Source organism: Acinetobacter sp. TWP2-2-3 (assembly GCF_049896445.1).
In the GTDB taxonomy this organism is placed as follows: domain Bacteria; phylum Pseudomonadota; class Gammaproteobacteria; order Pseudomonadales; family Moraxellaceae; genus Acinetobacter.
The window spans coordinates 42,065-67,531 of record NZ_JAFCUI010000008.1 but is presented as its reverse complement, the minus strand read 5'-3'; the positions used below and the strand labels follow the sequence as shown (position 1 = coordinate 67,531).

Sequence of the window (25,467 nt, the reverse complement as noted above, 5' to 3'; positions counted from 1 at the left end):
AGAAGGGCATTATGAAGCAATCTCTGCAACAGTTCTGGAACAGCTTTACCCATTTGCCTTCGGCATGGCTGTTGTGCCTGCAATTGCTGATCCTGATCTTGTCGGTATTGAGTTATGAAAGCGTGTCTTATCGGGCGGGAACCTGGGTGCTGGGTGTTCTGGTTTTGCTGGTGATTGCCAGAGTCATTCGCCAGACTCCAATGTTTACCATTTTAGGACTTAGCTTTGTCGCCGGTGCGATTTTCTTTTCCTCTCTGATTGTGCTGGGACTGCGTTATACCTGGATCCATGTCACCGCCAACCTGTTTGAAGCTGGTGCTTATTTCAGTGCAGCCTATGGCCTGCTGCGTTATATGTTTCATGACCGTTATCTGACCAAGGATGAACTGTTTGCCGCTGGGGCGGTATTTACCTTGCTGGCCTGGGGCTTTGCCTTTCTTTACAGTACTTGCCAGCTCTTGGTGCCATACAGCTTTTCAGATCCCGATCTGCAAGCCTATCAACCCTGGCTGGATCTGATTTTTCTCAGTTTCAGTGTACAGTCCGCAACAGGACTGTCTGATATCATGCCGGTCAGTCCGGTCGCACGAATGTTGGCGATTATCCAGATGTTTGTGGGGGTGATGTATCTGGCGCTGATTGTGTCCCGCTTAATTGCCTTGCAATATATTGCACGTCTACCGCATAAAAATAACGTGAAAAATAGAGAAAACCCGCCTGAGTAATGGAGTTCATCCTTTTATTGTATTTGTTACAGTAACTTAACGGCTTTATTTTGTGTCACATCCTAAAATAGCAGGAGATCTAGCTCCCATAGATTGAATCTGTCTGATCATTTTGACCTTACCAATAATTATTTGACGCTGTTTGTCGATCCAATTTTTAAAAAATGGAGGATGTATGCCTTCCACAAAACCATCCTGTTTTGCCAATATCAATCCAAATGTTTTTATCAGTACTGTCGCCATTATTGCGATATTTTTAGCATTGGTCGTATTTGCACCCGATGCTTTTTCAGTTTTTACCCAGCAACTGAACCAGTGGATTACCACGTCCTTTAGCTGGTTCTATGTATTGTCGGTGGCGATATTTATCATCCTTCTGGCTTATATTGCCCTGTCGGATATGGGCAAAATCAAACTGGGGCCCGAGCATAGTCAACCGAAATATAGCAGTGCCTCCTGGTTTGCGATGTTATTCACCGCAGGCATGGGGATTGGCCTGATGTTCTTTGGTGTGGCCGAACCGGTGATGCATTATGTCACGCCACCTGCCGGTGAACCTGAAACCGTACTTGCTGCACAACAATCTATGCGGGTCACCTTTTTCCACTGGGGCTTACATGCCTGGGGCATTTATACGCTTGTTGGCCTGTCGTTAGCTTATTTTGCTTATCGGCATCAATTGCCTTTAAAAATCCGTTCGGCCTTGTATCCGCTGATTGGTCAAAAGATCTATGGACCGATTGGAGATGGCGTCGATACCTTTGCCACCATTGGTACGGTATTTGGTGTCGCTACTACGCTTGGTTTCGGGGTGACCCAAATCAATTCAGGTTTGAACTATTTGTTTGGCATTGAACAGGCACCCAGTACTCAGGTCATTTTGATTATTGTGGTCAGTGCCATGGCGGCGACTTCTGTATTTTTTGGATTAGACAAAGGAATTAAACGTTTATCTGAACTAAATTTGGTACTTGCACTGCTGTTGCTGATTTTTGTCTTTGTGGCAGGTCCGAGTATTTATCTGTTACAGACGACTATTCAGAATGCCGGCCAGTATGTTTCAAATCTGTTCAGTATGACCTTTAATCTGTATGCCTATCAGCCAAGTGGCTGGATTGGGGGCTGGACCATCATGTACTGGGCCTGGTGGATTTCCTGGTCGCCATTTGTCGGGATGTTTATTGCCCGGGTCTCGGAAGGCCGCAGTATTCGTGAATTTATCGTGGGTGTATTGCTGATTCCGACTGGATTTACCCTGATCTGGATGGGCTTTATGGGCAATGCCGCACTGTACAGCATTATGCATGAAGCCAATACTGGCTTATTAGAGGCAGTTCAGCGTGATTCATCAGTGGCCCTATTTGAGTTTCTGAACAATCTGCCTTTCAGCTCAGTGACCAGCATCATTGCAACTTTACTGGTCATGCTGTTCTTTGTGACTTCTGCCGATTCAGGGGCATTGGTGACTGATTATCTGACAGCGAAAAGTGATAATTCACCGACTTGGCAGCGTCTGTTCTGGACCGTACTCATGGCTTTATTAGCCATCATCCTTTTGCTGGCCGGTGGCTTAGAGGCCTTGCAATCGGCCACGATTATGAGCGCTTTGCCATTTACATTTATTATGCTGCTGATGTGTTGGGGATTAATCAAAGCCCTACATCTGGATGTCACCAAAATGCATGCACTGCAAGCCGCACGGATTACCCCGCGTGCGATCCAGAATCCACGCAGCTGGCAACAGCGCTTAGGCCTGATCATGCATTATCCGCATACTCAGGAAGAGGTGCAGCAGTATATTCACAATACGGTGAATAAGGCATTTCTCAGCTTTCAAAGTGAATTGAAACGGCGCCGATTACATGTAGCGATTAGCCCGCTAGAAGACGGTATACAGCTCCGTGTTGATCATCAGGATGAAATTAATTTTATCTATCAGGTCAATGCCACTCAGACTTTAAGTCCAAGCTTTATGGCTGAACTGGAGAATGCGGGAGTAGATTCCTATCAGGCAGAAGTCTTTTTAAGAGAAGGTGGGCAGGGTTATGATGTGATGGAGTGGACGCAAGAAGATCTACTGCAGGATATCATTGATCAATATGAACGTCATTTGCACTTCTTAAGTCTGGTACGTACGCCTGAGTAAACAGAGTCATAAAACAATAAAAAAGGACGCAATATGCGTCCTTTTTTGATTCAGAATCTAATCAGAAATTAGAAACGGAATTTGGCATTTACGCCGATCGTTTGAGTATCACGAACTTGAGCAGTTTGCGCAAGATTTGCTTCGTAGTTAGCATTTACATAAGATGCGCCAACTGCAACAGCAGGAGTAATGAAGTAGTTTACGTTCGCGCCCCAAGCTTTGTCTGGAGAACCAGCAAAGCTAGATTCCATATAAGAAGCACCAACGCTTAACTGTGGGTTAAGGAAAAGAGTTGTACCTAAGTTGTAGGCAGTATCTTCACCATAAACTAAACCGCTTTCAAAACCAATTGACATGTTAGTACCGTCGATTGCACCAACGTATTTAGTACGTGCAGTGATCGCATCTGTCTTATCAGCAATTGTTGCAGATTCAAGAGCAGCTTTAGCAACGCCGTTAGACACAATATTGAATGCATCTAAAGAAGCTTGGTCAGCAACGCTGGTATAACCAACAGCAACTAAGAAGTTAGGAGCAACTAAAGCACCAAGTTCTAATGCATAACGGTCGCCTTGATCGTCAGTTGCGTTAGCAGTTTTGCTATCAGCAATGGTATGGCTATAAGAAGCGCTTGCATAAACAGGCACAACTGAAGTTGGAACGTAAGCTTCACCTTTTACGCCGTAAGTATGATTTACAGTACGTGAACGTCCAGCTTCTTCTTGACCGTTTTCGCCATAGCTATACGCTAGAGCAACATTAGAAGCTTGGTTCAGGAAAGCAGCTTCAGCTAAAGGACCTTTAGAAGCGTCTACATCTTTTAAGTAGTAAGTACCTTGAACAGCGCCAGTGAAGTCTTTGTCATTTGCAGTGTTGTCGATGTACTCTGACTGACCTTGAACTTCGAATTGATATGCTTGAGCACCGGTCATCGCTAATAATACAGCAGTGGCTAAACCTAGTTTTTTCATGATATTTACCATTTTGTTACAAAAGATGTACAACATAAAACGTATTGTATTGTAACAATTTATTAAGTCAATCCAATTCGAAATCGCTAGTTTTTTAAGCTAAATCATTGTATTAATTTTGTGTAAAATTCAAGTATTAGGCTCCGAAGCTATTTCATATAAAAACTCTTGTATAACAAAAATCTAGACTTTAAATATAGAATCGGGACTAAAGATTAAGGAGAAATTATGTTGTTATTTTAATCAATTAATACGATTAATTATAATATATTTATCTATTAAAACAATTAATAATAGGTGAGTTAATTCATAAATGTGTCAAGAAGTGCAAAATGTCTGGCGCATCAGGTCTTTGATTGGATTGCTTGATTTTAAAGTATCATCAGCTTGGATCTTAGAATAGGTGTCTGTTTTTTGAGCTAAATGGGCATGTTTTATAATCTTGACTGGAGCAATCGGCTTTACATTTTGAGGGGAATTTTACATAATATGAAAATCAAGTTAGAGTTCACACTTTTATAGTGATTTAGCCTGATTCTCCACAATTTTTTGTTTTATCGCCCAGCTTTCCCCAAGGTTGGGCTTTTTTTTGTCCAGCATTTTTTATTTCGGATCATTCCGTTTCTGAAAAAACCTTCAACTCAAAACAAGATGAGAAAAATAAATATTAGAATAATTTTAAGCACCAAAATAGTGCATATTGAAAAGTAAAAATAGAGGTCTAAAATTCAATAGCTAAAAAAAAGCCCGATTTTCATAGAAAATCGGGCTTTTTTCGCCAAAATTTGCGGGTAAACTAAAATATCTGCTGAGGAATAATTTAACTCGCCCTAATGCGGTGCATTATGCACCTATTTGTTGCAGGTGTAAATAGTGCAGAAAGCAAGTTTTTATATTTTTTAGCTGCTTAAATTCCCTTGCTTTTGTAAGACTTTATAGGGAATTGTGGTTATGAAACCCTGCATTAAAGTTTCAAATGAACTAACTTAAGTATCTGAAAATAATAGATGATAAAAATTCATTAAAAACATAAGTGAAGTAAGACTAAAGGCTTTAAGACCATCCTGTTTTATTTGTATAATAATCAATCTATTTAGCTTTGCTTGTCATATTGGGGCGTAATACAACAGCATGAATACCTTACGCTCTGAGTGGATCAGTAAACGTTTGTACTGGTCGATGTCGATTATTATTTTATGTTTACTTTGCATCTGTATTCCCTTAATTGTGAGTAGCAGTCAAAGTTATTTAAAATCCAGACAAACTTATCAACAATTGAATGCCTTACAGCAGGTCGCTGATCTGGCGAATAAAATTTCGCGTGAGCGTGCGCCTGCCAATAAAGCCATGTCCAGTTCGGTGCAGGAATTTGCCCAGCATCAGCAAGAGTTAATCAGCTATCGTCAACAGGTGGATCGGCAATTGTCCCAGACCGCGGATGTCTTGACGGAGGTCGGGTTTAACAACCTGAGTCAGCAACTTTCACAGCTTGAAAATAGTTTGAAAAAAGGACGTGCACAGGTTGATGCCTATACCCGGATGCCACGTCAGCAACGCAGTGCGCAAGAGCTTGATCAGGCAATTCTGGCCATGTTTGCTGCCTGGGAAAGTTGCCGTGAACTTTTGCGTGACGTGGCGGTGGCTTCAGATAGCTCGTCCACCCCTCTGAATAACTATATCAGCCAGATTCTATTTTTATCTGATTTACGTGATCAGGCGGGGCGGGTTGCCTCGTCTATCATGGCGCATGTGACTTTTGAAGCGCCGCTTCCCACTGAAAATATTACCCGTTCTTTACAGACCCAACATCAGGTGCGTTATTTGTGGGCCTTGATTGATACCATTCAGCCTGTTCAAGATAAAACAGAGGAGTTCATTCGTTTACATCGACGGGTAGAAACCGAGTTTATTCAGCAAGGCTTACCGATTGTGAGTGAACTGATCAGTGACAGTCTGGAGCAACGTGACTACCGTTTGAGCGGAACAGAGCTGACTGAAGCGATGGTAGATAAATTTGCGACTGTGGTAGACCTGCAAACTTACCTACTGCAATACAGCAGAGATGCCGCTATTCAGGAAATGAACAGCAATATGCAGCGTTTGATCTGGAGCGTGTTGGTGTCGTTGATTTCATTACTGACCGCGATTTCAACCATGATTTTTGCACGTAAACAGGTATTCCTGCCGCTGATTCAGGCACGCCGCATGTTGTTGAGTTTGTCTAAAAACTCGGGTCGTCAAAAAATTGATATGCGGCTGCGTGAAGTGAATCATTCTGATTCTTTATTCGCTGCCATTCAGAAATTGCAACAGATGTTGCAAGAACGTGATGCGCTGGAATTCCGTTTAAAGAATATTGCTCATTCCGATTCCTTGACCGGATTATCCAACCGTTTCGCGCTGGAAGAATATATCCGTTTTATGGAAAATCAGCCGGGTCAACTGAGCCAAACCTGTTTGATGATTATTGATATTGATCATTTTAAACAGGTGAATGATCAATATGGGCATATTATTGGCGATCAGGTGATTCAACTGGTGGCCGAACGTTTGCAAGCCAATGTCCGTGCTACAGATTTGCTGGTGCGTTATGGTGGTGATGAATTTCTGGTACTGATTGAAAATATCCAGATGGAACAGGCATTGGTTGTGGCCGATAACATTCGGGCTGAAGTGGCTGAGCGTCATATTGTGACTGCAGCAGGAGACGAGATTCAGATTTCGGTCAGTATTGGTGTGGCGATTGGTGCCGTGTCCTGGATGGCTTTATTGTCCAATGCAGATGATGCTTTGTTTGCAGCAAAGGCCAAAGGACGCAATGCGGTGGCAGAGGTTTAAATTCTTAGCCCAGTACTTTTTAATTTAAATTTAAGCGAACTTATCACTCTTAGATGCTAATAAAGATGAAACCAGAACAAAGATTAGAGCAAATATTTAGAGAAAATGAAAACAAAGGTATGGCTGTGGCTATTACTGGATCTTGGGGAGTGGGTAAGACGTTCTTTTGGAATACGTTTAGAAAGAATAATCCAAATAAAAAGAAATATGTGTATGTTTCTTTATTTGGGTTGGAGTCATTAAGTGACTTAAAAACTCATATTTATAGTCATATTGAAAATAATAGCTCTGCCATTGAAATTCCTCAATGGATAAGAGGGCTACCCTCTATTCTAAAAGAGACCAAAATTTCTCAATTTGGTATTAGCTCCTCAGCAAAGATATTTGACAGTTTAATGTTTAATCAAGTTAAAGATGCCATTATCTGCTTTGATGATTTTGAACGTATGTCGAATAAGCTTGATATCAAAGATGTTATGGGCTTAGCGAATCAATTGAAATTGGAGCGTAACTGCCAAGTAATTTTAATTTTAGATGAGTCAAAAACTGAGAATGAAAATAAGAAAAAATATGCTGAATACAAAGAAAAACTGATTGATGAAGAAATTAAAATTACATCTGTTGAACCTTTGCTTCGTGAAAATGCGAAAGATATAGATGAACCTTTAGTAAATTTAATGGTGAAATTTGCAGATAAATTAGAAATTCATAATTTTCGCTTTTTTCAAAAAGTGATTAAGCTATATAAACAATTTCTAGAACAATTACCTGCGCAAGTGGCAGATACAACAAAAGAAATTATTTTGGTTCGAGTATTACAAGGATATTTTATTGAGGATTTTGGTAAAAAGTCTGAGTTCGGATGGGAAGATATCAAGTTAGTATTTGAAGATAAACAAAAAGGTTGGTCTGAACAAAAAGTAAATACATATGAAAGCTTAAAATCATTAAATTATGATTTTGTTCATACTGATGAATGGCTAATTGAGTTTAAAAAGTACTTTGATCAAAAAGGTGATCCTAATTTTGAAGAACTGCGAAAATTAGCTAATTCAGATCTGATTTCAGAAGAAAACAATAGATTAAAAAATGAATTTCATAGAATGTTTGAAGTATTTTGGCAGATACAAGCAGATGTGAAATTTCCTAATCAATTATTTGAGATAACCAAAAAAGTGATTGGGTTAGATAGTTTGGGTAATGTAAGTTTTGCTATTACATTGTTAGAAGTTTTTGGCGAAGTAGAAAAAGTTAGAGAGTTAGAAGAAATTACTAGTGAGTGGATAAAACAAAAAATTCAGAAGAATAAAAGATTATTTTATAATTTTGATAGTTTTGGTGAGATAAGACCAATATTTAAAAACATTATAGAGAATTTTGATTCAAATACAGACAACTTACCTTCTTTGATCAATGCGGTTTTTCAAATATATGTTAAGCAAGGATGGAATCACGAAGATGAGTTATCTGTAAAGTGTGCAACTAAACAAGACTGGGAGAGATTTTTATTTGATCAAGTATCTGGTGATTCTAGATTTGAGTCTATAAATAGTAGCTATATTGTTAAGAAGATACTAGAGAGAGAAAATGAATCAGATTTTGGATACAAGTTCAGAAGTACGGTTAAAGAAATATACCTAGAAAGAGGACAGAAATCAGAATTTTATAGAAACTATATGAACTACTTGATTTCAAGATTAGATAATTAAAAAGGAGCTCATTTGAGCTCCTTTTAAAAATATTACAACAACGGCTTCAAGAATTTACCCGTATGTGACGCTTTCACTTTCACGACTTCTTCAGGTGTACCTTCCGCGACAATCATACCGCCACCCGAACCACCTTCAGGGCCTAAATCCACCACCCAGTCGGCAGTTTTAATTACGTCCAGATTATGCTCAATCACCACGATGGTATTACCCTTGTCACGGAGCTGATGCAGGATATCCAGCAGTTTGGCAATATCATGGAAATGCAGACCCGTGGTCGGTTCATCCAGAATATATAGGGTTTGACCAGTATCGCGTTTGGCCAGTTCACGTGCCAGTTTGACACGCTGTGCTTCACCACCAGAAAGAGTGGTCGCAGACTGACCCAGACGAATATAACCCAGACCCACCTGATGCAATGTTTCTAGACGGCGGTGAATCACCGGAATGGCATCAAAGAAATGCATCGCATCTTCAACAGTCATCTGCAAGACATCGGAAATATTCTTGCCCTTATAGTTTACTTCCAGCGTTTCACGGTTATAGCGTTTGCCATGACAGGCATCACATGGCACATACATATCCGGCAGGAAATGCATCGCCACCTTGATCATGCCGTCACCTTCACAGGCTTCACAGCGGCCACCTTTTACGTTAAAAGAGAAACGGCCGGCGGCATAACCGCGTGCCTTGGCTTCTTGCGTCTGTGAAAACAGTTCACGAATCGGGGTGAATAGACCGGTATAAGTCGCCGGATTGGAACGTGGGGTACGGCCGATCGGACTCTGGTCAATATCCACGACTTTGTCGAGGAACTGCAAACCATCAATCGATTCAAACTTTTCCGAAGTTAAAGTGGTGGCACCATTGAGCTGGGTCGCCGCCAAAGGTAACAAGGTACGGTTGATCAAGGTCGATTTACCCGAACCGGACACCCCGGTAACACAGGTCATAATACCTAAAGGAATGGTCAGATCGACTTTTTTCAGGTTATGCCCGGATGCTCCCATCAGCTTGATCTGTTCTTTAGGCTTAGGCGGTTGAATCCGTTTTTTCGGCACTTCAATTTTTAATTTTCCGGATAAATATTTTCCGGTCAGCGAGTCCGGATTGGCCAGAATTTCATCATACGTTCCTTCGGCAATCACATGCCCACCATGCACACCGGCACCCGGACCGATATCAATAATATGATCGGCGGCACGAATCGCATCTTCATCATGCTCGACCACCAAGACGGTATTGCCCAGATCACGCAGACGGATCAGGGTCTGTAACAGACGGTCGTTATCACGCTGATGCAGACCAATTGATGGTTCATCCAGCACATACATGACGCCCATCAAACCGGCACCGATCTGTGAGGCCAGACGGATTCGCTGCGCTTCACCACCAGACAGAGTTTCAGCTGAACGTGACAGGCTGAGATAGTTCAGGCCGACCGAAACCAGAAAGTGCAGACGTTCACGGATTTCCTTGAAAATCTTGTCAGCGATTTCACCACGTGCACCTTCCAGATGAATGTCTTGATAATAGCTTTCAGCATCGCCAATCGACATACGGGTAATATCGGCAATGGTCTTGTCCAGAATTTTCACATTACGCGAAATTTCATTTAGACGTGAACCATCACAGGCATCACAGGCAGCATTGGATAAATATTGCGCCAGATCATCACGGACATAATTACTTTCAGTTTCACGATAACGGCGTTCCAGATGCGGCAAAATTCCTTCAAAAGGAATGACCCGATTATGGCGACGACCACGCTCATCGATATAGCTCAGATCAATTTTTTCTTTGCCGGTGCCGTACAGAAATTTTTTCTTGGTATCGGCATCCAGTTCATTCCACGGCGTTTCTAGCGAAAAACCAAAATGCTCGGCGACTTTCTGGATCATGCTGTAATAGTAAGGACGCTGACGGTCCCAGCCACGAATCGCGCCTTGGCTAACGCTGACTTCAGGATTGGGAATCAGTTTGTCGGCACTGAAATGGCTGCGGGTCCCTAGACCATCACAGACCGGACAGGCACCAAAAGGATTGTTGAATGAAAACAGGCGTGGTTCCAGTTCAGCCACTGCACGGTCACATTCCGGGCAGGAGTGTTTGGCTGAAAACACACGATCGTTATGCTCGCCCTTCATCCAGGATAAAATCGCGATATCACCACCGAGACGTAGCGCGGTTTCAAAACTTTCTGCAATACGGTTACCCAGATCATCACGAACCTTAAAGCGGTCGACCACCACTTCAATGGTATGTTTTTTCTTTTTATCCAGCTCAGGTGGTGGATCAATTTCCATGATCTCGCCATCCACTCGGGCGCGGACAAAACCCTGACTTTGTAGCTGTTCAAACAGCGCTGTATATTCGCCCTTACGTTCGCGCACGACCGGTGCTAACAATAACAGCGCAGTGCCTTCTTCCAGTGCTTTGACTGCATCAACCATTTCAGTGACTGTTTGTGCCACCATCGGCAGGTCATGTTCAGGACAGAACGGTGTACCGACACGCGCATACAGTAGACGTAAATAGTCATAAATTTCGGTAATGGTTCCCACGGTAGAACGTGGGTTATGGCTGGTAGATTTCTGCTCGATGGCGATGGCTGGACTCAAGCCCTCAATCGAATCCACTTCCGGTTTTTCCATCTGGGAAAGGAACTGGCGGGCATAGGCAGACAGCGATTCCACATAACGGCGCTGACCTTCGGCATATAAGGTATCAAAGGCAAGCGAGGACTTACCTGAACCAGACAGTCCCGTAATCACCACAAACTTGTCGCGTGGTATATCAAGGTTCACATTTTTCAGGTTATGGGTACGTGCGCCTCGAATACGGATGTGGCTTTGGCTCATGCAAGGATCCTAGAATATTCATCAAAAACCCTTATATGATACCGGATGAAAAATGTTCAAGTGCAAATAAAAGTATTTTAAACGTCAAGTTATGTCGGTGATTGGTCAATTCATCACAAAATTAAGAAACACAACAGCAGATCATTTAAATATTCACAATCATCATGTACAAGGTAAATACTTAACAAGCCGCTGCATAACGGCGTTCAAAGATAGACTCAATCTCTTCAAAACAGCGGTCACGTAGCACATCATGATGCAGACGTGCATAAAAATTGACTTCATTTTCCAGAATGTGCAGAAAGTCCTCATAGTCTTTTCGGAAAAAATCCAAGTCGAGCAAATCGTTACGGCGTGCCTGATGACAGCGATACTTTTCAATAAATTTCAGTAGATGTTTTTGGATATGCGTGTTGGTATGGTAAATCAGATAAGTGGCTGCCGAACCACAATCTAGACAGCCTTGTTCCAGATAGATTTCTTCATTGTTGAACCAGCAACATTGCAGGGTAAAAAATGCCCGAATCGCTTCGGTGCCTAAAGTATTCATATCATCTGCCTCTTTCCGGGATTGATTTTATTAATTGATAATTATTCTCAATTATTGTGCGGCAATTTTGGGCTTATAGCTAGGTCTAGCGTACCGGCCCGTTCTATCCTTGTTTTTTTTCAGACTAAGCCGTTTTTATGATCAATTCATGACAGTAGAAATTTTTTTTGAACGGCTATAACCGAAAAGCCCTGTCTTAAACAGGGCTTTTTCTATTCGTCTTATTCATCCAGACCAGGCCACTGGCGTTGCTCAAAGGCACTGTCCCAGAATAACCATTCCAGACGGGCAGCATGCGTATAAGCTGCATGCATTTTTTCTAGTGTATCGGCATCAACACGCGCTGCAACACGGTCAACGGTCGCAATCACATTCCGCACCGCAGTGTGGAATTCCTCTCCTGAATAGGTATCCACCCAGGCTTGATACGGATTATTCGGCGCAGAGTTGTCGACAATATCTTTACCAACTTCGGCATAAATCCAGAAACAAGGCAGCAACGAGGCTAGCACCACCGGGTAGCTTTCTGACCAGGCGGTCGAAGTCAGATAAGAAGTATAGTGATGACATGCCAGCGTCAACGGTGTCTGCTCAAATTGCTCTTTGCTAATGCCAAAATCTTGCATAAAGCCATCATGCAGGCTACGTTCCACCACAATCGCAATTTTGGCTGCCTCGGCAAACTGGATTACATCGTCCGCTTCAAAAGCTTTGGCGGCACACACGGCCAGTGCACGGCCATAGGCCAGTAAATAATGCGCATCCTGAATCACATAATGACTAAAGGCTTCACGGCTTAAAGTACCTTGCGCCAGTTGCTGATTAAAGGGCAGGGCCAGGGTCTTCTGATAAAGTCCGAGATTACGTTGCCATACCTCTTGTGAAAAACTCATGCTGAAAATCCTTTGCAGTTCAAGTTAAACCATGCGGCACTATAGCAAAGATCGGGCTGTTTAAAAGATCGGCAAATTTTAAAAACAGAAAATAAGATAAAACAGCTCAGGAAGTGCTTTGGTTTATGCGCTAAAAGTTTCATAATTAGCTTAACTTTTCCTATTCGTATAGCTGCTCTCTCGCAGCCATACATTTATTTAATTTATCCAAGGTCGTTGTGTATGTTGAAACATTTTGGTTTCTCGATTGCATTTTCGATCGTGTGTCTTGGTTTGTCTGCGTATTGGGGTTATACCCATGGTCCTGACGCAGGCCTGCAAACCATGCTCACAGCGCTGACCATTACCGCTATTCTGGCGATTATGGAAGTGTCGTTGTCCTTTGATAACGCGGTTGTCAATGCCTCAGTCCTACGGGGTTGGGATCATTTCTGGAAAATGCTGTTCCTGACAGTCGGTATTCTGATTGCAGTTTTCGGGATGCGTTTGATCTTCCCAGTGGTCATTGTTGCAGTGACTGCAGACCTGGGCTTTATGGAAGTAGTACGTCTGGCCCTGAATGATCCGAAAGAATATTCAGCACGTTTAATGGCACATCATCCTGAAATTGCTGCTTTTGGTGGTGCTTTCCTGTTGATGGTATTCCTGAACTTCTTCCTGGATGAAGAAAAAGATACGCACTGGTTCAGACGGGTGGAACGCCGTCTGTCTAATTTGGCCAATGTGCCGGCAATGTCGGTGTTTATTGCACTGGTGGCCTTGTTAATCATGGCAGCCAATGTCGATGAAGCCAAACGTCTGGCAGTGACTATGGCCGGAATCTGGGGCATTGTGATTTATATCGGGGTGCAGGTTCTGAGCCATATGCTCGGTGGTGAACCGGAAGTCGATGAAGAAGGCAATGCCATTCGTCATGGTGAAAATGGCGTACCAACGGGTGTAGTGAAAGCCGGTATTGGTGGTTTCCTCTATCTAGAAGTCCTGGATGCCTCTTTCAGTTTTGATGGCGTGATCGGTGCCTTTGCGATTACCTCAGACGTGGTCATCATCATGCTGGGTCTGGCAATTGGTGCGATCTTTGTCCGTTCAATGACGATTTATCTGGTTGAGCAGGGCACATTGGATGCCTATATCTACCTGGAACATGGTGCGCATTATGCCATCGGTGCACTGGCTTTCATTATGATTGCCAGTGGAACCGGTCTGCATGTACCAGAAGTGGTGACCGGTCTGATCGGTGTGGCTTTTATTGTCTGGGCAGTATTCGCCTCGATTCAGTACAAGAAACGTCAGGCAGCTTTAGACAAATAAAGCACTGTCCCTGAATGAAAGCGTAGCTCCGGCTGCGCTTTTTTTGTTTTTAGATTGGCATCATCTTTATTTCAAATAAAATTCATGTCTTATTAATGAGCTGAATGTCCTATAATCTGGGCTCCAAATTAATTAACCCAATCGCCATAATTTATGATGAATGCTTTAGAACGTCGTTCAACCTTTGCCCTGAGCAGTATTTTTGCACTGCGCATGCTGGGGTTGTTTATGATTATCCCGGTGTTTTCTGTGGCAGGGCAGGCATATCAATATGCGACGCCTGCACTGATCGGTTTGGCGGTCGGGGTCTATGGTCTGACCCAGGCACTGTTACAGATTCCATTCAGCCTGATTGCGGATCGTTACAGCCGTAAGCCACTGGTGGTTTTAGGGCTGCTATTATTTGCGCTGGGCGGTGCGATTGCGGCCATGTCGGACACCATTTATGGCGTGATTATCGGCCGTGCAATCGCTGGCGGTGGTGCGGTATCGGCTGTGGTGATGGCACTGCTGGCAGATGTCACCCGTGAAGAAAACCGTATGAAAGCCATGGCAATGATGGGCATGAGTATCGGCCTGTCCTTTGTGGTGGCCTTTAGTCTGGGGCCTTGGCTAACGGGTCTGGTGGGCATCTCTGGGTTGTTCTGGGTCACCACGGTGATGGGCCTGGCGGCGATTGCCATGCTGCTGATGGTGCCGAAAGTCACGCGGCATCATAAAAACTTTCAGCAGGGCTATCTGGCACAGTTGAAACAGGTAATCAAAATCGGGGATCTGAATCGTCTGCATGTGTCGGTCTTTACCCTGCATTTATTGCTCACCGCCATGTTTATCTATGTGCCTTCACAGCTGATCGAATTTGCTGATCTGCCACTTTCCAGTCATGGCTGGGTATATTTGCCGCTGTTGGTACTGAGCCTGTTTTTTGCTTTTCCGAGTATTATCCTGGCAGAAAAATACCACAAAATGCGGGCGATTTTTCTGGTGGCCATTACCGGTATTATTCTGGGTTTAATGGTGATGGCATTTGGTTTTGAATCCAAATATGTCTTGCTGATTGGTTTAGGGTTGTTCTTCATTGCCTTTAATGTGATGGAAGCCCTGTTGCCGTCCTGGTTGTCGAAAGCGGCACCGATCCAGTCCAAAGCGACGGCAATGGGCGTAAATGCCAGCAGCCAGTTTTTAGGGGCTTTCTTTGGCGGTATGATTGGCGGACAATTGCTGCTGCTAAACAATACCTCGATGGGCTGGAGTATCCTGACAGGAATCGCGATCATCTGGCTGCTGATGAGTTTTGGCCTGGCTCAGCCACGCTATCTGTCATCGCTGGTACTGCGATTGCCGGAAAGCAGACAAACTGACGAATGGACTTCTCAGCTTTTGGCGATTCGTGGTATTGAAGAGGTCGTGGTGATGTCTGAACAGCAAGTTGCCTATGTAAAAGTCGATAAACAGCAGATTGATGATGCTTCGCGACAACAATTAACGCACTTGTTAGGTAAAGAGGTAGCCATTTAAGCATAACTCTTATAAAGTAAAATACAGAAATATATAGGAAGTAAACGGCAAATGCGTGGTGTAAATAAAGTTATTTTAGTGGGTACTTTGGGTAAAGATCCGGAAACCAAAACTTTTGCAAATGGTGGCTCTCTCACTCAATTCTCGATCGCAACCAGCGATTCGTGGACAGATAAAAGTACCGGTGAACGTAAAGAACAAACGGAATGGCACCGTATCGTGTTGCATAACCGTTTAGGTGAAATTGCGCAGCAATATCTTCGTAAAGGCTCAAAAGTATATATTGAAGGTTCATTACGTACCCGTCAGTGGACTGACCAGAATGGTCAGGAACGCTATACGACAGAAATCCGTGGTGAGCAAATGCAGATGCTGGACTCTAGCCGTCCTCAAAACGATCAGGGCGAGAGCAGCTTTAACCAGCCACGCTTTAATAACAATAATCAGGCGAACAACAACCAGGGTGGTTATGGCAATAACCCGCAATCAGGTTATGGTTCAGCGCCACAGCAAGGCGGTTTTAGCAACAACCAGGGCGGCGGTTATGGCAACAATAATCCGAGTGGTTTTGCGCCGAAATCTGCACCTGCTCCAACAGCAGCACCTGCAGCAGATCTAGATGATGACCTTCCATTTTGATCTATTAGAACGGTAAATCATCATTAAAACCCACCTGAATGCGGTGGGTTTTTTATGTCTTGAAGATTGGTATTGAGTTTGCATAAAGCCCGACTTATTAGAAGAATCATAAGTGTTAAAGCATTATCTTGCTTTTGATCAGCACAACTCTGCATCGAGAAAATAAATGAGATTAACAATACTAATAGAAATTAATGATCTAAAAAAGCGATCATTTTTATAAAAACTTGCGGTTTTACCTATTTTGAAATTTTTCGTATTCTAGCTTCACAAGATAAGCAATCCCAGAAATAAGCCAGAGGAAATATCTCATGAGTTTAATCAATACTGAAATCAAATCATTCAATGCAACTGCTTACCACAATGGTCAGTTCATCGAAGTTTCTGAGCAAGACCTGAAAGGAAAATGGTCAGTGGTGTTTTTCTATCCTGCAGATTTCACCTTTGTTTGTCCAACTGAATTAGGCGATCTTGCTGATCAGTATGCTGAATTCCAGAAAATGGGTGTAGAAATCTATGGCGTGTCTACCGATACTCATTTCACCCATAAAGCTTGGCATGATACCTCTGACGTGATTGGTAAAATCCAGTATCCATTGATTGGTGATCCAACCTGGACTTTGTCTAAAAACTTCGAAGTATTGATTGAAGCTGAAGGTCTGGCAGATCGTGGTACTTTCGTGATTGATCCAGAAGGTAAAATCCAGATCATTGAAATCAACGCGGGTGGTATTGGCCGTGATGCACAAGAGCTTCTTCGTAAAGTGAAAGCTGCACAATATGTACATGCGCACCCAGGTGAAGTTTGTCCGGCAAAATGGAAAGAAGGTGAAGCAACACTAGCGCCGTCAATCGACCTGGTGGGTAAAATCTAATTCAAACCTAGTTCTTTGAAGCAAAAAATCCAGCATAAGTTGCTGGATTTTTTATTTTTTTAGTTTAGAGATTTATGAATTCTAGACAAAAACATCATGCCATTTGATTTCTATTTGAGAACAAAATGAGAATTGAGGAATTGCACTCTATGCTTTTTAAGCGGCTTATGCGAGGCAATCAAGTAAGCGCAATACCATGCTGAATGATTGACTAGGCCTGAAAACAAAGAAGCCTCTGCTTTCGCAGAGGCTTTTATTTTATAAGGCGCTGTAGTTTCTTGTCGTTTTAAACAATTTTCGCATAAACGCATCTGAATGGAACCGGATGAATTTATGGTTTTCTTATGCTGCGAATCATAGGTATTTAAAAAGTATTTGTCAACCAAGGATTATAAAAATGGTTAATTAAATTATTTGTTTTTAAAGCGAATTTTCAAGTTTTTAGATAAAAATATGAATAAAATCTTAGATTTGATGGAATTTTAACTAAGGCAGAAAAATGAATAAAAAGCAGGTGAAATTGAACAAAAAGGCCTTTACGAAAAACATATATTCTGGAAGATTTTAATAACCTGTTTGATTGGCGCATGGTACATAATTTCTGTAGTTTTTCAATGACGGATGATCAGTTTGGATATCGCAGTAATTGGTAGTGGCATGGCCGGACTGGCTACAGCCAGAATTCTCCAGGACGCAGGGCATCACATCACGATTTTTGAAGCACTTCCAGGTCGCGGCATGGACAGTCATAGCCTTGAATTTGAAGGGGGCCTGATTGACGCACCTTTACGTGTGATGAACCCCTATCTGTGGAAAAACACCCTGAGTCTAGCCACACATCTGGGCATTAAAACTTATCCGGTGCGGACCTATATGGCCTGCAGCTGGTTATTTGAAGATAAAACTGAAACCTGGCTGACCACATCGCGCAGCCGAATTGGCAATATCCCGATTATCAACAACCGTAAAGGTCTGCAGCAGTATGGCTGGCGTCTGGTCAAAGGCCTGTTACAGTTAAAAGTTGCATTAACCAAATTCTTTAAATCGAAAAATCAGGACATCAGCCTGGCAGAATTTATCAATCGTAACGAGATTGAAGAAGTGTTCTGGCACGGTGCGGTGATGCCGGTGCTATATACCATCTGTACCTGCAATCCGAAAACCATTGGTGAATGGCCAGCTAAACCGTTGTTAATTTTTCTGCGTCAATTAACCGATGGCGATGCGTTACTGCGTCTGCAAGGCGGTACACCAGCGTTGGTCGATAAGCTGATTGAAGGCATTCAGATTGAAGACGGTTCAGCAATTACACTGGTACAAGAGCAGGGCGATCAGGTCAAAGTTGAAAATGCGGCCGGTTATTCAAAACTGTTTGACCGGGTGATTGTCGCGACACCGACCACCAAAATTGAGGAGTTCCTGGATCCGGTACAATTCGCCAGTGAAATTGAATTATTGAAGAAATTCAAATTCGAACAAGGCGAACTGGTGATTCATACCGATGCCAGCGTAATGCCGCCAAAACGTAAAGACTGGGCCGTACTCAGCTATATGATGGACCGTAAATTTACTCGTCAGCAATTTACCGTGTGGCTTAACTCGATTGAACCTTCTTTGGTTGGCAAGTCGGCCGTGTTTCAGACCTGGCGTCCGGTAACCGAGATTGATCCGAAGAAAGTGATCAAATCGGTCATGCTGACGCGTGCAGTCGTCGATGCTAATACGGTGGCACTGAATAAGGAATTGCAGCAACGTCATCTGGATGCCAACCGTAAGGTCTTCTTCTGCGGTTCATGGTCATGTGACGGTTTGCCGATTCTGGAATCGGCAGTGACCTCAGCGATGAAGATTGCAGAAATCTTTGGTGCGCCTTTACCATTTCAGGGTTTAAAACCTGTGGTTGAGGTTGCTCCGCAACTGGGTTATTAATCCATGCAATGGCTTCAGGCACTGCGTCAGCATCTTCCCCAGCACAAGTATGCAATTGATGCCGCTGTGTTGGGCGATCATGCGCAATTGCCCTGGAGCAATTTAGGGTATTGGCAAGCAGGTCAGCAGGATTATGCGGCTGCCTGTCGTATGCTCACCGATCACCTTGCACAAACTGTAAATTTAAATTCAAAAGATAAACTGCTGGATTTAGGCTGCGGTCAGGGTGCAAGTTTGCTGTACTGGCAACAACACTATCAGGTGCAATATCTGGCGGGGGTTGAGCTGCAGGCTGCTTGTGTAGCTAATATTCAGCAACATCTGCCAGAACTGAATGCCATTTATCAGGCGTCATTTTTGCGTTTAAAAGAATTGCCATTTTCCCAGCGTTTTGATGTGGTGCTGTGTCTGGATGCGGCTTATCACAGTCCTGTGCCTTTATTCTTGGAGCAGATCCGTAGTGTTTTAAATTCAAATGCACGGATTGGTTTTCATCATCTGGTTTTGTCCGAGCGTTGGGAAAATTTAAATGCATTACAACGGCGTAAATATCAGTTTTTATTGAAATCTGCCGATGTGAATTTAAAAGATTTAATGACAGTGGGTGCATTATATGCCTGTCTGGATCGTTTTGAATTTAAAAATATCCAGATTCAGGATCTGTCCGAGCCGGTATTTTCAGGCTTTGCGGATTATGTGCAAAAAACTTTGAATTCAAAAGCATCAGATGATCAGGCTCAAGGTTCAAAACTGGATCATTTTAAAATTCAGATGACAGCGAAACTATGCCGAAAATTATATCAGGAAGGGATTGTGAGATATGTGCAAGTGACGGCACAATCGAAGCACTAGAAAGTGCAAGAAGACTCAGCTGAAAATACCAAAACCCAGAAACATCAAAGCCTCACTAAAAAGCGAGGCTAAGATATGGTGCCGGCACACGGATTCGAACTGTGGACCTACTGATTACAAGTCAGTTGCTCTACCAACTGAGCTATGCCGGCATGGTGGAGTGCATTTTACAGATTTTTTTTGGTCACGCAAGCCAAAAAATAACCGTTTAAACTGTTTCGGCAGGATTTGTTTATTTTGACCGGATGGATGAAAAGTTCTGTTTTAGGCTATGCGCAAAGAAATGGCCCATATGTGCAGATATGGGCGAGGGTGAAAGCACAGGATTGGTTATGGATATGAGTCGGTTATAAGTTATCTGTTTTTCAGGATACGATCTAATTCTTGTGCACATTCCTCTAAAGTAAAGGCCATATCAAACTGCATTTGAGGTTTGAGTTCTTGAGCGAGGCTTCTCCACTGTTCGATGAGTCTCAAGGCTTTTTGAATTTTATGTTTATTGATGTCCTTGGCAATGGTCGGGGTATAACCGCCACGTTTTGCATTTTTAATCTGTTTGGCATAGTTTGCGCTGTTATTCATGTTCGCTCTCCGAATAGCAGTGTATCTATTTTTTAAATTCAAATTTGAATGGCCCGGTTCACTTGGTTATTTCTTTCTATCCTGTGGTTTTTATTCTCCTTTTAGTTGATTTATAAGCAACATAACATAGCTTTGATGACAATAAAATTAAGCTATTTCTGTGCCAGTTTTTTGTTTGAACACATAAATAAAAACCTGAAATGAATGGCGTACAAAAACTACACAATTCATCAGTTTTTTGGCTGATGAAAAATGAAAATTTTAAAAAATAAAATTGAGATTAAGCATTGAGCTGCAACAGATTTTTATGAACAAGGATTGATATCAATTCAATGATTTGCATAAGGCGATGGATAATAATATTTTAAGATCTAAGCAGATGATTTTTTTTGCTAATCAGATGATGGATAAAATTAAATATAAAAAAACCCGAATCATGTGATTCGGGTTTTTAAATTCTGGCGGTGAGAGAGGGATTCGAACCCTCGAAACGCTATAAACGTTTACACACTTTCCAGGCGTGCTCCTTCAGCCACTCGGACACCTCACCATAGGCCGAGGATAATAGCGAAAAAAACCAGCTGTGCCAAGCTGAAACAATTGATTTGCAGAAAAACTTTTAATGCGGTGCTATGATTCGCAAAAATGCTTGTTAAAAAACGAAGACAATATATGCAAAGCACTGCACAAAAGGCAGCTCTCCCGGTGATTACACTGGCTGCGCTTGGGGTCGTTTTCGGAGATATTGGTACCAGTCCGCTGTATGCACTGCGCCAATGCTTCCTTACCGCACATCTCGCCATTAGCGAAGCTTCTGTACTCGGTATCCTGTCCCTGATTTTCTGGTGCATGATGCTTACCATCAGCTTTAAATATGTCATGGTAATCATGCGTGCCGATAACAACGGCGAAGGCGGGATCATGTCACTGTTGGCATTAAACCTGCGTACCACACGAATCTCTGATCAAAAGAAAATATTCCTGATCGCTTTGGGTTTTGTCGGCGCATCGCTATTTTTCGGTGACGGGATTATCACCCCGGCAATCTCCGTGCTCTCAGCCATTGAAGGCCTGAGTATTGCCACACCCATTTTCAATCAATGGCTGGTGCCTTTATCCATCGGGATTTTGGCTGGACTGTTTATGGTTCAGCGACACGGCACAGCTACCATGGGCAAGTTTTTTGGGCCTTTAACCATGCTCTGGTTTTTGTCGATTGGCGGTTTTGGTTTGTGGAGTATTATTCAGACCCCATTTGTACTCTGGATGGTGAATCCCTACTGGGCCTATCATTTTGTAGTTGACCAGCCTTATGTGGCTTTTCTGACCATGGGGGCGGTCATTCTGACCATGACTGGTGGTGAAGCGATTTATGCCGATATGGGGCATTTTGGCCGTCTGCCGATTCGTCTGGCTTGGTTCATTATTGTCTTGCCATGTTTATTGCTGAATTATGCCGGGCAAGGCGCCTTGTTACTGCGTAGTCCTGAAGCTCTGGCGAATCCTTTCTATATGCTGCTGCCAGACTGGGCCTTATTTCCGATGATTGGACTGGCGACTGCAGCGGCGGTGATTGCCTCACAGGCGGTCATTACTGGGGTATTTTCTATGGTCAATCAAGCCATTCAATTGCGTTATTTGCCGCGCCTGTCAGTCAAGCATACCTCTGCATTGGAGCGTGGCCAGATTTATCTGCCTTTCATTAACTGGATGTTGTTTATCTCGGTGCTGATCCTGATTTTACTGTTTGAAAATAGTGCCAATCTGGCCAGTGCTTATGGCGTTGCGGTGACCATGACCATGCTCTGCGGCACCATTTTGATCTCGATTCTGGCCTATGGCTTCTGGCGTTGGCCGGTCTGGAAAGTAGCTTTATTTGCTGTACCATTCCTGGCACTGGATTTAGTCTTTGTGGCCTCAACGTCCTTGAAAATCGCTTCGGGTGGCTGGGTGCCAATTCTGATTGGTGCGGTACTGTTTACGATTCTCATGACCTGGAAAGACGGGCGTGCGTTGGTACTGAACCGGCTGGAACAGGATGCCTTGCCGATTGATCTGTTTATTAAAAGTATTTCGATGGGGGAAGGCACCAAGTTTGTGCCAGGCGATGCCATTTTCCTGACCGGTACACCAAATATTGTTCCGCATGCCATGTTGCATAATATTAAGCACAATAAGGTCTTGCATGAACGCAATATCATGTTGACGGTGATTACCCGGGATATTCCTTTTGTTGACAGGCAGGACCGGATTGAACTGGAAAAACTGAGTGAGCATTTTTACCGGGTGTTTATCTATTATGGTTTTAAGGATCAGCCGAATATTCCGGAAGCTTTACAACAGGCCTATGAGCAATGGGATTTTGAATATGACCTGATGCAGATCAGTTTCTTTATTTCACGTGAACGGATTATGCATACTGTGGGTGAGGGCATGGCACCGTGGCGGGAAAAGCTGTTTATTTCTATGCAGCGCAATACCAGTCCGGTCAGTGATTTCTATCAAATTCCACCCAACCGTGTGGTCGAGCTGGGCACCCAGATTCAGATGTAAATAAAATAAAAAGCATAAAAAAAACCAGAGGCACACTCTGGTTTTTTTATGAGAGAAACAATAAATAAATGAGTTTCAGATTATTGTTCGAGTTCTACCGCAGCCGGCACTTCAGGCGCAGCATTCAAAGGTTCTTCCATCAGTACTGGCTCTGCATCAGATTGAGCTGCAATTTCAGTTTGTTCATTGCTCACATCTGCTTCAGTCACAGCCGCTTGTTGCTGTGCTTCAGGCATCGGTTGTTCTGAAGCAATAGCTGCTTGCTGTTGCTCTTCAGACATTGCTGGTACAGCTGCTTGTTGTTCTTCCAGTGTTGGTTGTTGTTGAGGCGTCGTCATAGACGTGCTGGCTTCTACTTCTGATTCAGTGGCTGGTTCAACCAGATTGGCCGGCACCTCTGCTTCATTCATACCTGGTTCTGTGACAGGTGGTTGAGGAGAAACAGTACCTGAATTTGGTGCCTGAGTCATTGCTGGATCATTGGGCATTGGTGCTTGTGTGTTTGGCATGGCTGGTTGCGGTGCTGCTGCACGCGGATCGACCAGACGGATCTGACCAGAATTCACCAAGCTTTCTAAAGAGGCTTCCTGACCATTCACCTTGGTACTAATTTTAGCTTTAGACAAGCTTTCAAGTGTTTCACCTGGTTGAACTGGTGGCTCGGCAAATGCCGCTACGCTGATCACACTTGTGAATAATCCTAAACCTAATGCTTTAGAGAGTTTGGAATTCATGATTGACACCATTGCTAATAATTTTACGAATTGAGATAGGCCGTTAGCTTTACATACTCAATCCACTGGGCCAAACAAAGCTACGCAAACACCGAGAAACCTCATTTAAAAAGAAATAAAATTAGACAGTTTGTTACAACTAGCTGGGGTTTTAGATACTTATTGTTTATTTAGTAAACGAATGGTAGAGCCAAGATATACTTCACTTATACAGCTTGTTAAGCTCGGTCAAAATCTGTATTGATCTAAAAAGTACGTGTAAGAATGGCCAAGAAGCAGCGTAAATCCAAGAACTCTTTTTTTCAGTTTTTAAATGATAATAGTATTAAAGTCATTCTGGGCGTGGTGGCTTCGAGTAGCTTCGCCATCGCTTTTGGCCAGGAAAAAATCAGTCAGTGGGTGTCACTATCCTCTTCCAGTGATTCTGCCTGTCTGAACCAATTTTATCGGGATGTGCCGCCATATTCGATGAAAGACAGTCTGAAAAAAGACAGCTATTCACTGTGTTTTAATGGCTTTAATGTCGGTTATTCCGGGGTATCTAAAACGCCACTTTGGGTTGCAGAAGCCTTAACGCCAGCACGCTTAAGCCAGAAAATTCCCCGTGAAGATAATTTCCATGAAGAAGATCGGGTCAGTGCGAAGCATCGTGCCACATTGGCGGATTATCGCGGTTCAGGTTATGACCGTGGTCATATGGCACCGAATGCGGATATGCCTAACAAGGCTGCGCAGTCTGACAGTTTTTCATTGGCCAATATGGTGCCGCAAGCGCCCAAGAATAATCAGCAAGTCTGGCGTGAGCTGGAAGAAGCCACCCGTGCCATTGTGACCAAGCAGAAACAGGATGTCTATGTGGTGACCGGGCCGGTCTTTGCCGGGAAGAAGCTGAAAACCATTGGCAATGGCGTGATTGTGCCGACCGCGGTCTATAAGGCAGTTTATATGCCGAAAACCGGTGCCATTGGTGCTTACTATGCACCGAATGATAATTCGCTCAAAGTGCGTATTGTCAGTGTCTGCTATCTGGAAGAACAGCTCGGAATTAACCTATTCCCGCAGCTTACCGAAGAACAGAAACGCAATACCTATAAGCTGCCACTGACCGGAAATGCCGTAAAAGCCAACCAGAAAATCGAATATTCCAACTGGGATGCAGAAAGCCAGTGTGCCGAAGAGGTTTCCGAAGAAAACCTGCAGGCACTGCAACGCGAGTTTAAGTCTTCCGGTTCAAGCAGTTCGACCTCCTCTGCGACTGGCGGCACGATAGACAACGCGACGCAAGATGCCATCGTGAAACAGCTGATTGATGCCTTGTTGCAATATATTTTGCAGCTGTTGAAATAAGCTTGCTGAAAAAACTGGGATTCGGGTAGCATCGACATCAGACGTTCATGGACAAATAACAAAGACAGGTGAAGAAGATATGTTTAAAGCGTTTGAAAATGGCAGCGAATCCCATGCCATTCATGATCTGACTTTGGAAAATGATCTGGACTGCGTCAGCCTGTATGGCAACTTGCAAATCACCAAGGATCAGCAGGGACTGAAAGTGGCCAAAGCCTTGCAGGCTTTTCTGAATGATGTGGTACAACAACTGGAAAACACGCAGGACTTGCCAGAAAAAATTCAGCGTGATGATCTGGATGAAATTGAAAATCCATTTTTATAAGCATTTTTAAGCGCGATGATCTGCATGCTCCATGTGAAACATGCAGAAAAATGGTATTTGGAAATCCTGGCTTTTTAGAGGGTTTTTATTAAAAAGCCTAATTTTCTGC

Annotated in this window: 19 protein-coding genes and 2 tRNA genes; 13 read left to right on the top strand and 8 right to left on the bottom strand. The window is 43.2% G+C overall.

Annotated features, from left to right (window positions below; genetic code table 11):
• Positions 1-11 precede the first annotated feature (11 nt).
• Together ACP7AK_RS11725 and ACP7AK_RS11720 are read left to right on the top strand one after the other, a co-directional pair.
• Complete coding sequence (locus ACP7AK_RS11725) at positions 12-725, top strand: ion channel (RefSeq protein ID WP_425879951.1); 714 nt, start codon at positions 12-14, stop codon at positions 723-725.
• 175 nt (positions 726-900) lie between these two features.
• Positions 901-2,871, top strand: a complete 1,971-nt coding sequence (locus tag ACP7AK_RS11720; RefSeq protein WP_425879950.1) for a BCCT family transporter — start codon at positions 901-903, stop codon at positions 2,869-2,871.
• 68 nt (positions 2,872-2,939) lie between these two features.
• On the opposite strand, the gene omp33-36 is transcribed toward ACP7AK_RS11720, so the two are convergent.
• Complete coding sequence (omp33-36, locus tag ACP7AK_RS11715) at positions 2,940-3,854, bottom strand: porin Omp33-36 (RefSeq protein ID WP_409651536.1); 915 nt, start codon at positions 3,852-3,854, stop codon at positions 2,940-2,942.
• Between the two features lie 1,119 nt (positions 3,855-4,973).
• Here omp33-36 and ACP7AK_RS11710 point away from each other — a divergent pair.
• Together ACP7AK_RS11710 and ACP7AK_RS11705 are read left to right on the top strand one after the other, a co-directional pair.
• Positions 4,974-6,680, top strand: coding sequence for a diguanylate cyclase (locus tag ACP7AK_RS11710; protein WP_425879949.1), 1,707 nt, complete (start codon positions 4,974-4,976; stop codon positions 6,678-6,680).
• Between the two features lie 65 nt (positions 6,681-6,745).
• Positions 6,746-8,389 (top strand): P-loop NTPase fold protein, encoded by a 1,644-nt coding sequence (locus tag ACP7AK_RS11705; protein ID WP_425879948.1) that lies wholly within the window; start codon positions 6,746-6,748, stop codon positions 8,387-8,389.
• Between the two features lie 32 nt (positions 8,390-8,421).
• On the opposite strand, the gene uvrA is transcribed toward ACP7AK_RS11705, so the two are convergent.
• The 3 genes from uvrA to tenA all read right to left on the bottom strand — a co-directional run bounded on the left by uvrA (position 8,422) and on the right by tenA (position 12,693).
• On the bottom strand, positions 8,422-11,250 hold the full coding sequence (gene uvrA, locus ACP7AK_RS11700) for an excinuclease ABC subunit UvrA (RefSeq protein WP_425879947.1): 2,829 nt from the start codon (positions 11,248-11,250) through the stop codon (positions 8,422-8,424).
• Between the two features lie 181 nt (positions 11,251-11,431).
• The gene (locus ACP7AK_RS11695) at positions 11,432-11,800 is read right to left on the bottom strand and encodes a hypothetical protein (RefSeq protein ID WP_114540960.1); all 369 of its coding nucleotides are present in this window, start codon (positions 11,798-11,800) and stop codon (positions 11,432-11,434) included.
• Positions 11,801-12,021: 221 nt separating this feature from the next.
• Complete coding sequence (gene tenA, locus ACP7AK_RS11690) at positions 12,022-12,693, bottom strand: thiaminase II (RefSeq protein ID WP_004729210.1); 672 nt, start codon at positions 12,691-12,693, stop codon at positions 12,022-12,024.
• Positions 12,694-12,915: 222 nt separating this feature from the next.
• On the opposite strand from tenA, the gene ACP7AK_RS11685 reads away from it, so the two are divergent.
• From ACP7AK_RS11685 to ACP7AK_RS11660, 6 genes are all read left to right on the top strand, one after another.
• Positions 12,916-14,004 (top strand): DUF475 domain-containing protein, encoded by a 1,089-nt coding sequence (locus ACP7AK_RS11685; RefSeq protein WP_425879946.1) that lies wholly within the window; start codon positions 12,916-12,918, stop codon positions 14,002-14,004.
• Between the two features lie 153 nt (positions 14,005-14,157).
• On the top strand, positions 14,158-15,522 hold the full coding sequence (locus tag ACP7AK_RS11680) for an MFS transporter (RefSeq protein WP_035340698.1): 1,365 nt from the start codon (positions 14,158-14,160) through the stop codon (positions 15,520-15,522).
• A gap of 51 nt (positions 15,523-15,573) precedes the next feature.
• The gene (gene ssb / locus ACP7AK_RS11675) at positions 15,574-16,161 is read left to right on the top strand and encodes a single-stranded DNA-binding protein (RefSeq protein WP_005245776.1); all 588 of its coding nucleotides are present in this window, start codon (positions 15,574-15,576) and stop codon (positions 16,159-16,161) included.
• Positions 16,162-16,472: 311 nt separating this feature from the next.
• Positions 16,473-17,036 (top strand): alkyl hydroperoxide reductase subunit C, encoded by a 564-nt coding sequence (gene ahpC, locus ACP7AK_RS11670; RefSeq protein ID WP_005105379.1) that lies wholly within the window; start codon positions 16,473-16,475, stop codon positions 17,034-17,036.
• 621 nt (positions 17,037-17,657) lie between these two features.
• Positions 17,658-18,965, top strand: coding sequence for an FAD-dependent oxidoreductase (locus ACP7AK_RS11665; RefSeq protein WP_004647280.1), 1,308 nt, complete (start codon positions 17,658-17,660; stop codon positions 18,963-18,965).
• A gap of 3 nt (positions 18,966-18,968) precedes the next feature.
• Entirely contained in the window at positions 18,969-19,817 is an 849-nt protein-coding gene (locus tag ACP7AK_RS11660) for an SAM-dependent methyltransferase (protein WP_425879945.1), read from the top strand.
• 76 nt (positions 19,818-19,893) lie between these two features.
• Here ACP7AK_RS11660 and ACP7AK_RS11655 read toward each other — a convergent pair.
• The 3 genes from ACP7AK_RS11655 to ACP7AK_RS11645 form a co-directional block, all read right to left on the bottom strand.
• Positions 19,894-19,969: transfer RNA gene (locus tag ACP7AK_RS11655), tRNA-Thr, on the bottom strand.
• A gap of 202 nt (positions 19,970-20,171) precedes the next feature.
• A complete protein-coding gene (locus ACP7AK_RS11650; protein ID WP_004647282.1) occupies positions 20,172-20,399 on the bottom strand; it encodes a hypothetical protein in 228 nt (75 codons plus the stop codon).
• Between the two features lie 459 nt (positions 20,400-20,858).
• Positions 20,859-20,949: transfer RNA gene (locus ACP7AK_RS11645), tRNA-Ser, on the bottom strand.
• A 122-nt stretch (positions 20,950-21,071) separates the two neighbouring features.
• Here ACP7AK_RS11645 and ACP7AK_RS11640 point away from each other — a divergent pair.
• Positions 21,072-22,952 (top strand): potassium transporter Kup, encoded by a 1,881-nt coding sequence (locus ACP7AK_RS11640; protein ID WP_005105382.1) that lies wholly within the window; start codon positions 21,072-21,074, stop codon positions 22,950-22,952.
• Positions 22,953-23,032: 80 nt separating this feature from the next.
• On the opposite strand, the gene ACP7AK_RS11635 is transcribed toward ACP7AK_RS11640, so the two are convergent.
• Positions 23,033-23,686 carry a hypothetical protein gene (locus ACP7AK_RS11635; RefSeq protein ID WP_004278668.1) on the bottom strand — a complete coding sequence of 218 codons (654 nt, stop codon included), beginning with the start codon at positions 23,684-23,686 and terminating at the stop codon, positions 23,033-23,035.
• A gap of 264 nt (positions 23,687-23,950) precedes the next feature.
• Here ACP7AK_RS11635 and ACP7AK_RS11630 point away from each other — a divergent pair, with 264 nt between their 5' ends.
• On the top strand, positions 23,951-25,033 hold the full coding sequence (locus ACP7AK_RS11630; protein WP_425879944.1) for a DNA/RNA non-specific endonuclease: 1,083 nt from the start codon (positions 23,951-23,953) through the stop codon (positions 25,031-25,033).
• 79 nt (positions 25,034-25,112) lie between these two features.
• Positions 25,113-25,358, top strand: a complete 246-nt coding sequence (locus ACP7AK_RS11625) for a hypothetical protein (protein ID WP_005105385.1) — start codon at positions 25,113-25,115, stop codon at positions 25,356-25,358.
• The last annotated feature ends 109 nt before the right edge of the window (positions 25,359-25,467 follow it).

What these genes read in the sequence shown, in the direction of transcription:
- ACP7AK_RS11695 (WP_114540960.1), bottom strand. Translation starts at nt 11,800, where the DNA reads ATGAATACTTTAGGCACCGAAGCGATTCGGGCATTTTTTACCCTGCAA.
- ACP7AK_RS11625 (WP_005105385.1), top strand. Translation starts at nt 25,113, where the DNA reads ATGTTTAAAGCGTTTGAAAATGGCAGCGAATCCCATGCCATTCATGAT.
- ACP7AK_RS11630 (WP_425879944.1), top strand. Translation starts at nt 23,951, where the DNA reads ATGGCCAAGAAGCAGCGTAAATCCAAGAACTCTTTTTTTCAGTTTTTA.
- ACP7AK_RS11705 (WP_425879948.1), top strand. Translation starts at nt 6,746, where the DNA reads ATGAAACCAGAACAAAGATTAGAGCAAATATTTAGAGAAAATGAAAAC.
- tenA (WP_004729210.1), bottom strand. Translation starts at nt 12,693, where the DNA reads ATGAGTTTTTCACAAGAGGTATGGCAACGTAATCTCGGACTTTATCAG.
- ACP7AK_RS11660 (WP_425879945.1), top strand. Translation starts at nt 18,969, where the DNA reads ATGCAATGGCTTCAGGCACTGCGTCAGCATCTTCCCCAGCACAAGTAT.
- ACP7AK_RS11710 (WP_425879949.1), top strand. Translation starts at nt 4,974, where the DNA reads ATGAATACCTTACGCTCTGAGTGGATCAGTAAACGTTTGTACTGGTCG.
- ACP7AK_RS11685 (WP_425879946.1), top strand. Translation starts at nt 12,916, where the DNA reads ATGTTGAAACATTTTGGTTTCTCGATTGCATTTTCGATCGTGTGTCTT.
- ACP7AK_RS11640 (WP_005105382.1), top strand. Translation starts at nt 21,072, where the DNA reads ATGCAAAGCACTGCACAAAAGGCAGCTCTCCCGGTGATTACACTGGCT.
- ACP7AK_RS11720 (WP_425879950.1), top strand. Translation starts at nt 901, where the DNA reads ATGCCTTCCACAAAACCATCCTGTTTTGCCAATATCAATCCAAATGTT.
- ahpC (WP_005105379.1), top strand. Translation starts at nt 16,473, where the DNA reads ATGAGTTTAATCAATACTGAAATCAAATCATTCAATGCAACTGCTTAC.
- ACP7AK_RS11650 (WP_004647282.1), bottom strand. Translation starts at nt 20,399, where the DNA reads ATGAATAACAGCGCAAACTATGCCAAACAGATTAAAAATGCAAAACGT.
- ACP7AK_RS11680 (WP_035340698.1), top strand. Translation starts at nt 14,158, where the DNA reads ATGATGAATGCTTTAGAACGTCGTTCAACCTTTGCCCTGAGCAGTATT.
- ssb (WP_005245776.1), top strand. Translation starts at nt 15,574, where the DNA reads ATGCGTGGTGTAAATAAAGTTATTTTAGTGGGTACTTTGGGTAAAGAT.
- omp33-36 (WP_409651536.1), bottom strand. Translation starts at nt 3,854, where the DNA reads ATGGTAAATATCATGAAAAAACTAGGTTTAGCCACTGCTGTATTATTA.
- ACP7AK_RS11635 (WP_004278668.1), bottom strand. Translation starts at nt 23,686, where the DNA reads ATGAATTCCAAACTCTCTAAAGCATTAGGTTTAGGATTATTCACAAGT.
- ACP7AK_RS11725 (WP_425879951.1), top strand. Translation starts at nt 12, where the DNA reads ATGAAGCAATCTCTGCAACAGTTCTGGAACAGCTTTACCCATTTGCCT.
- uvrA (WP_425879947.1), bottom strand. Translation starts at nt 11,250, where the DNA reads ATGAGCCAAAGCCACATCCGTATTCGAGGCGCACGTACCCATAACCTG.
- ACP7AK_RS11665 (WP_004647280.1), top strand. Translation starts at nt 17,658, where the DNA reads ATGATCAGTTTGGATATCGCAGTAATTGGTAGTGGCATGGCCGGACTG.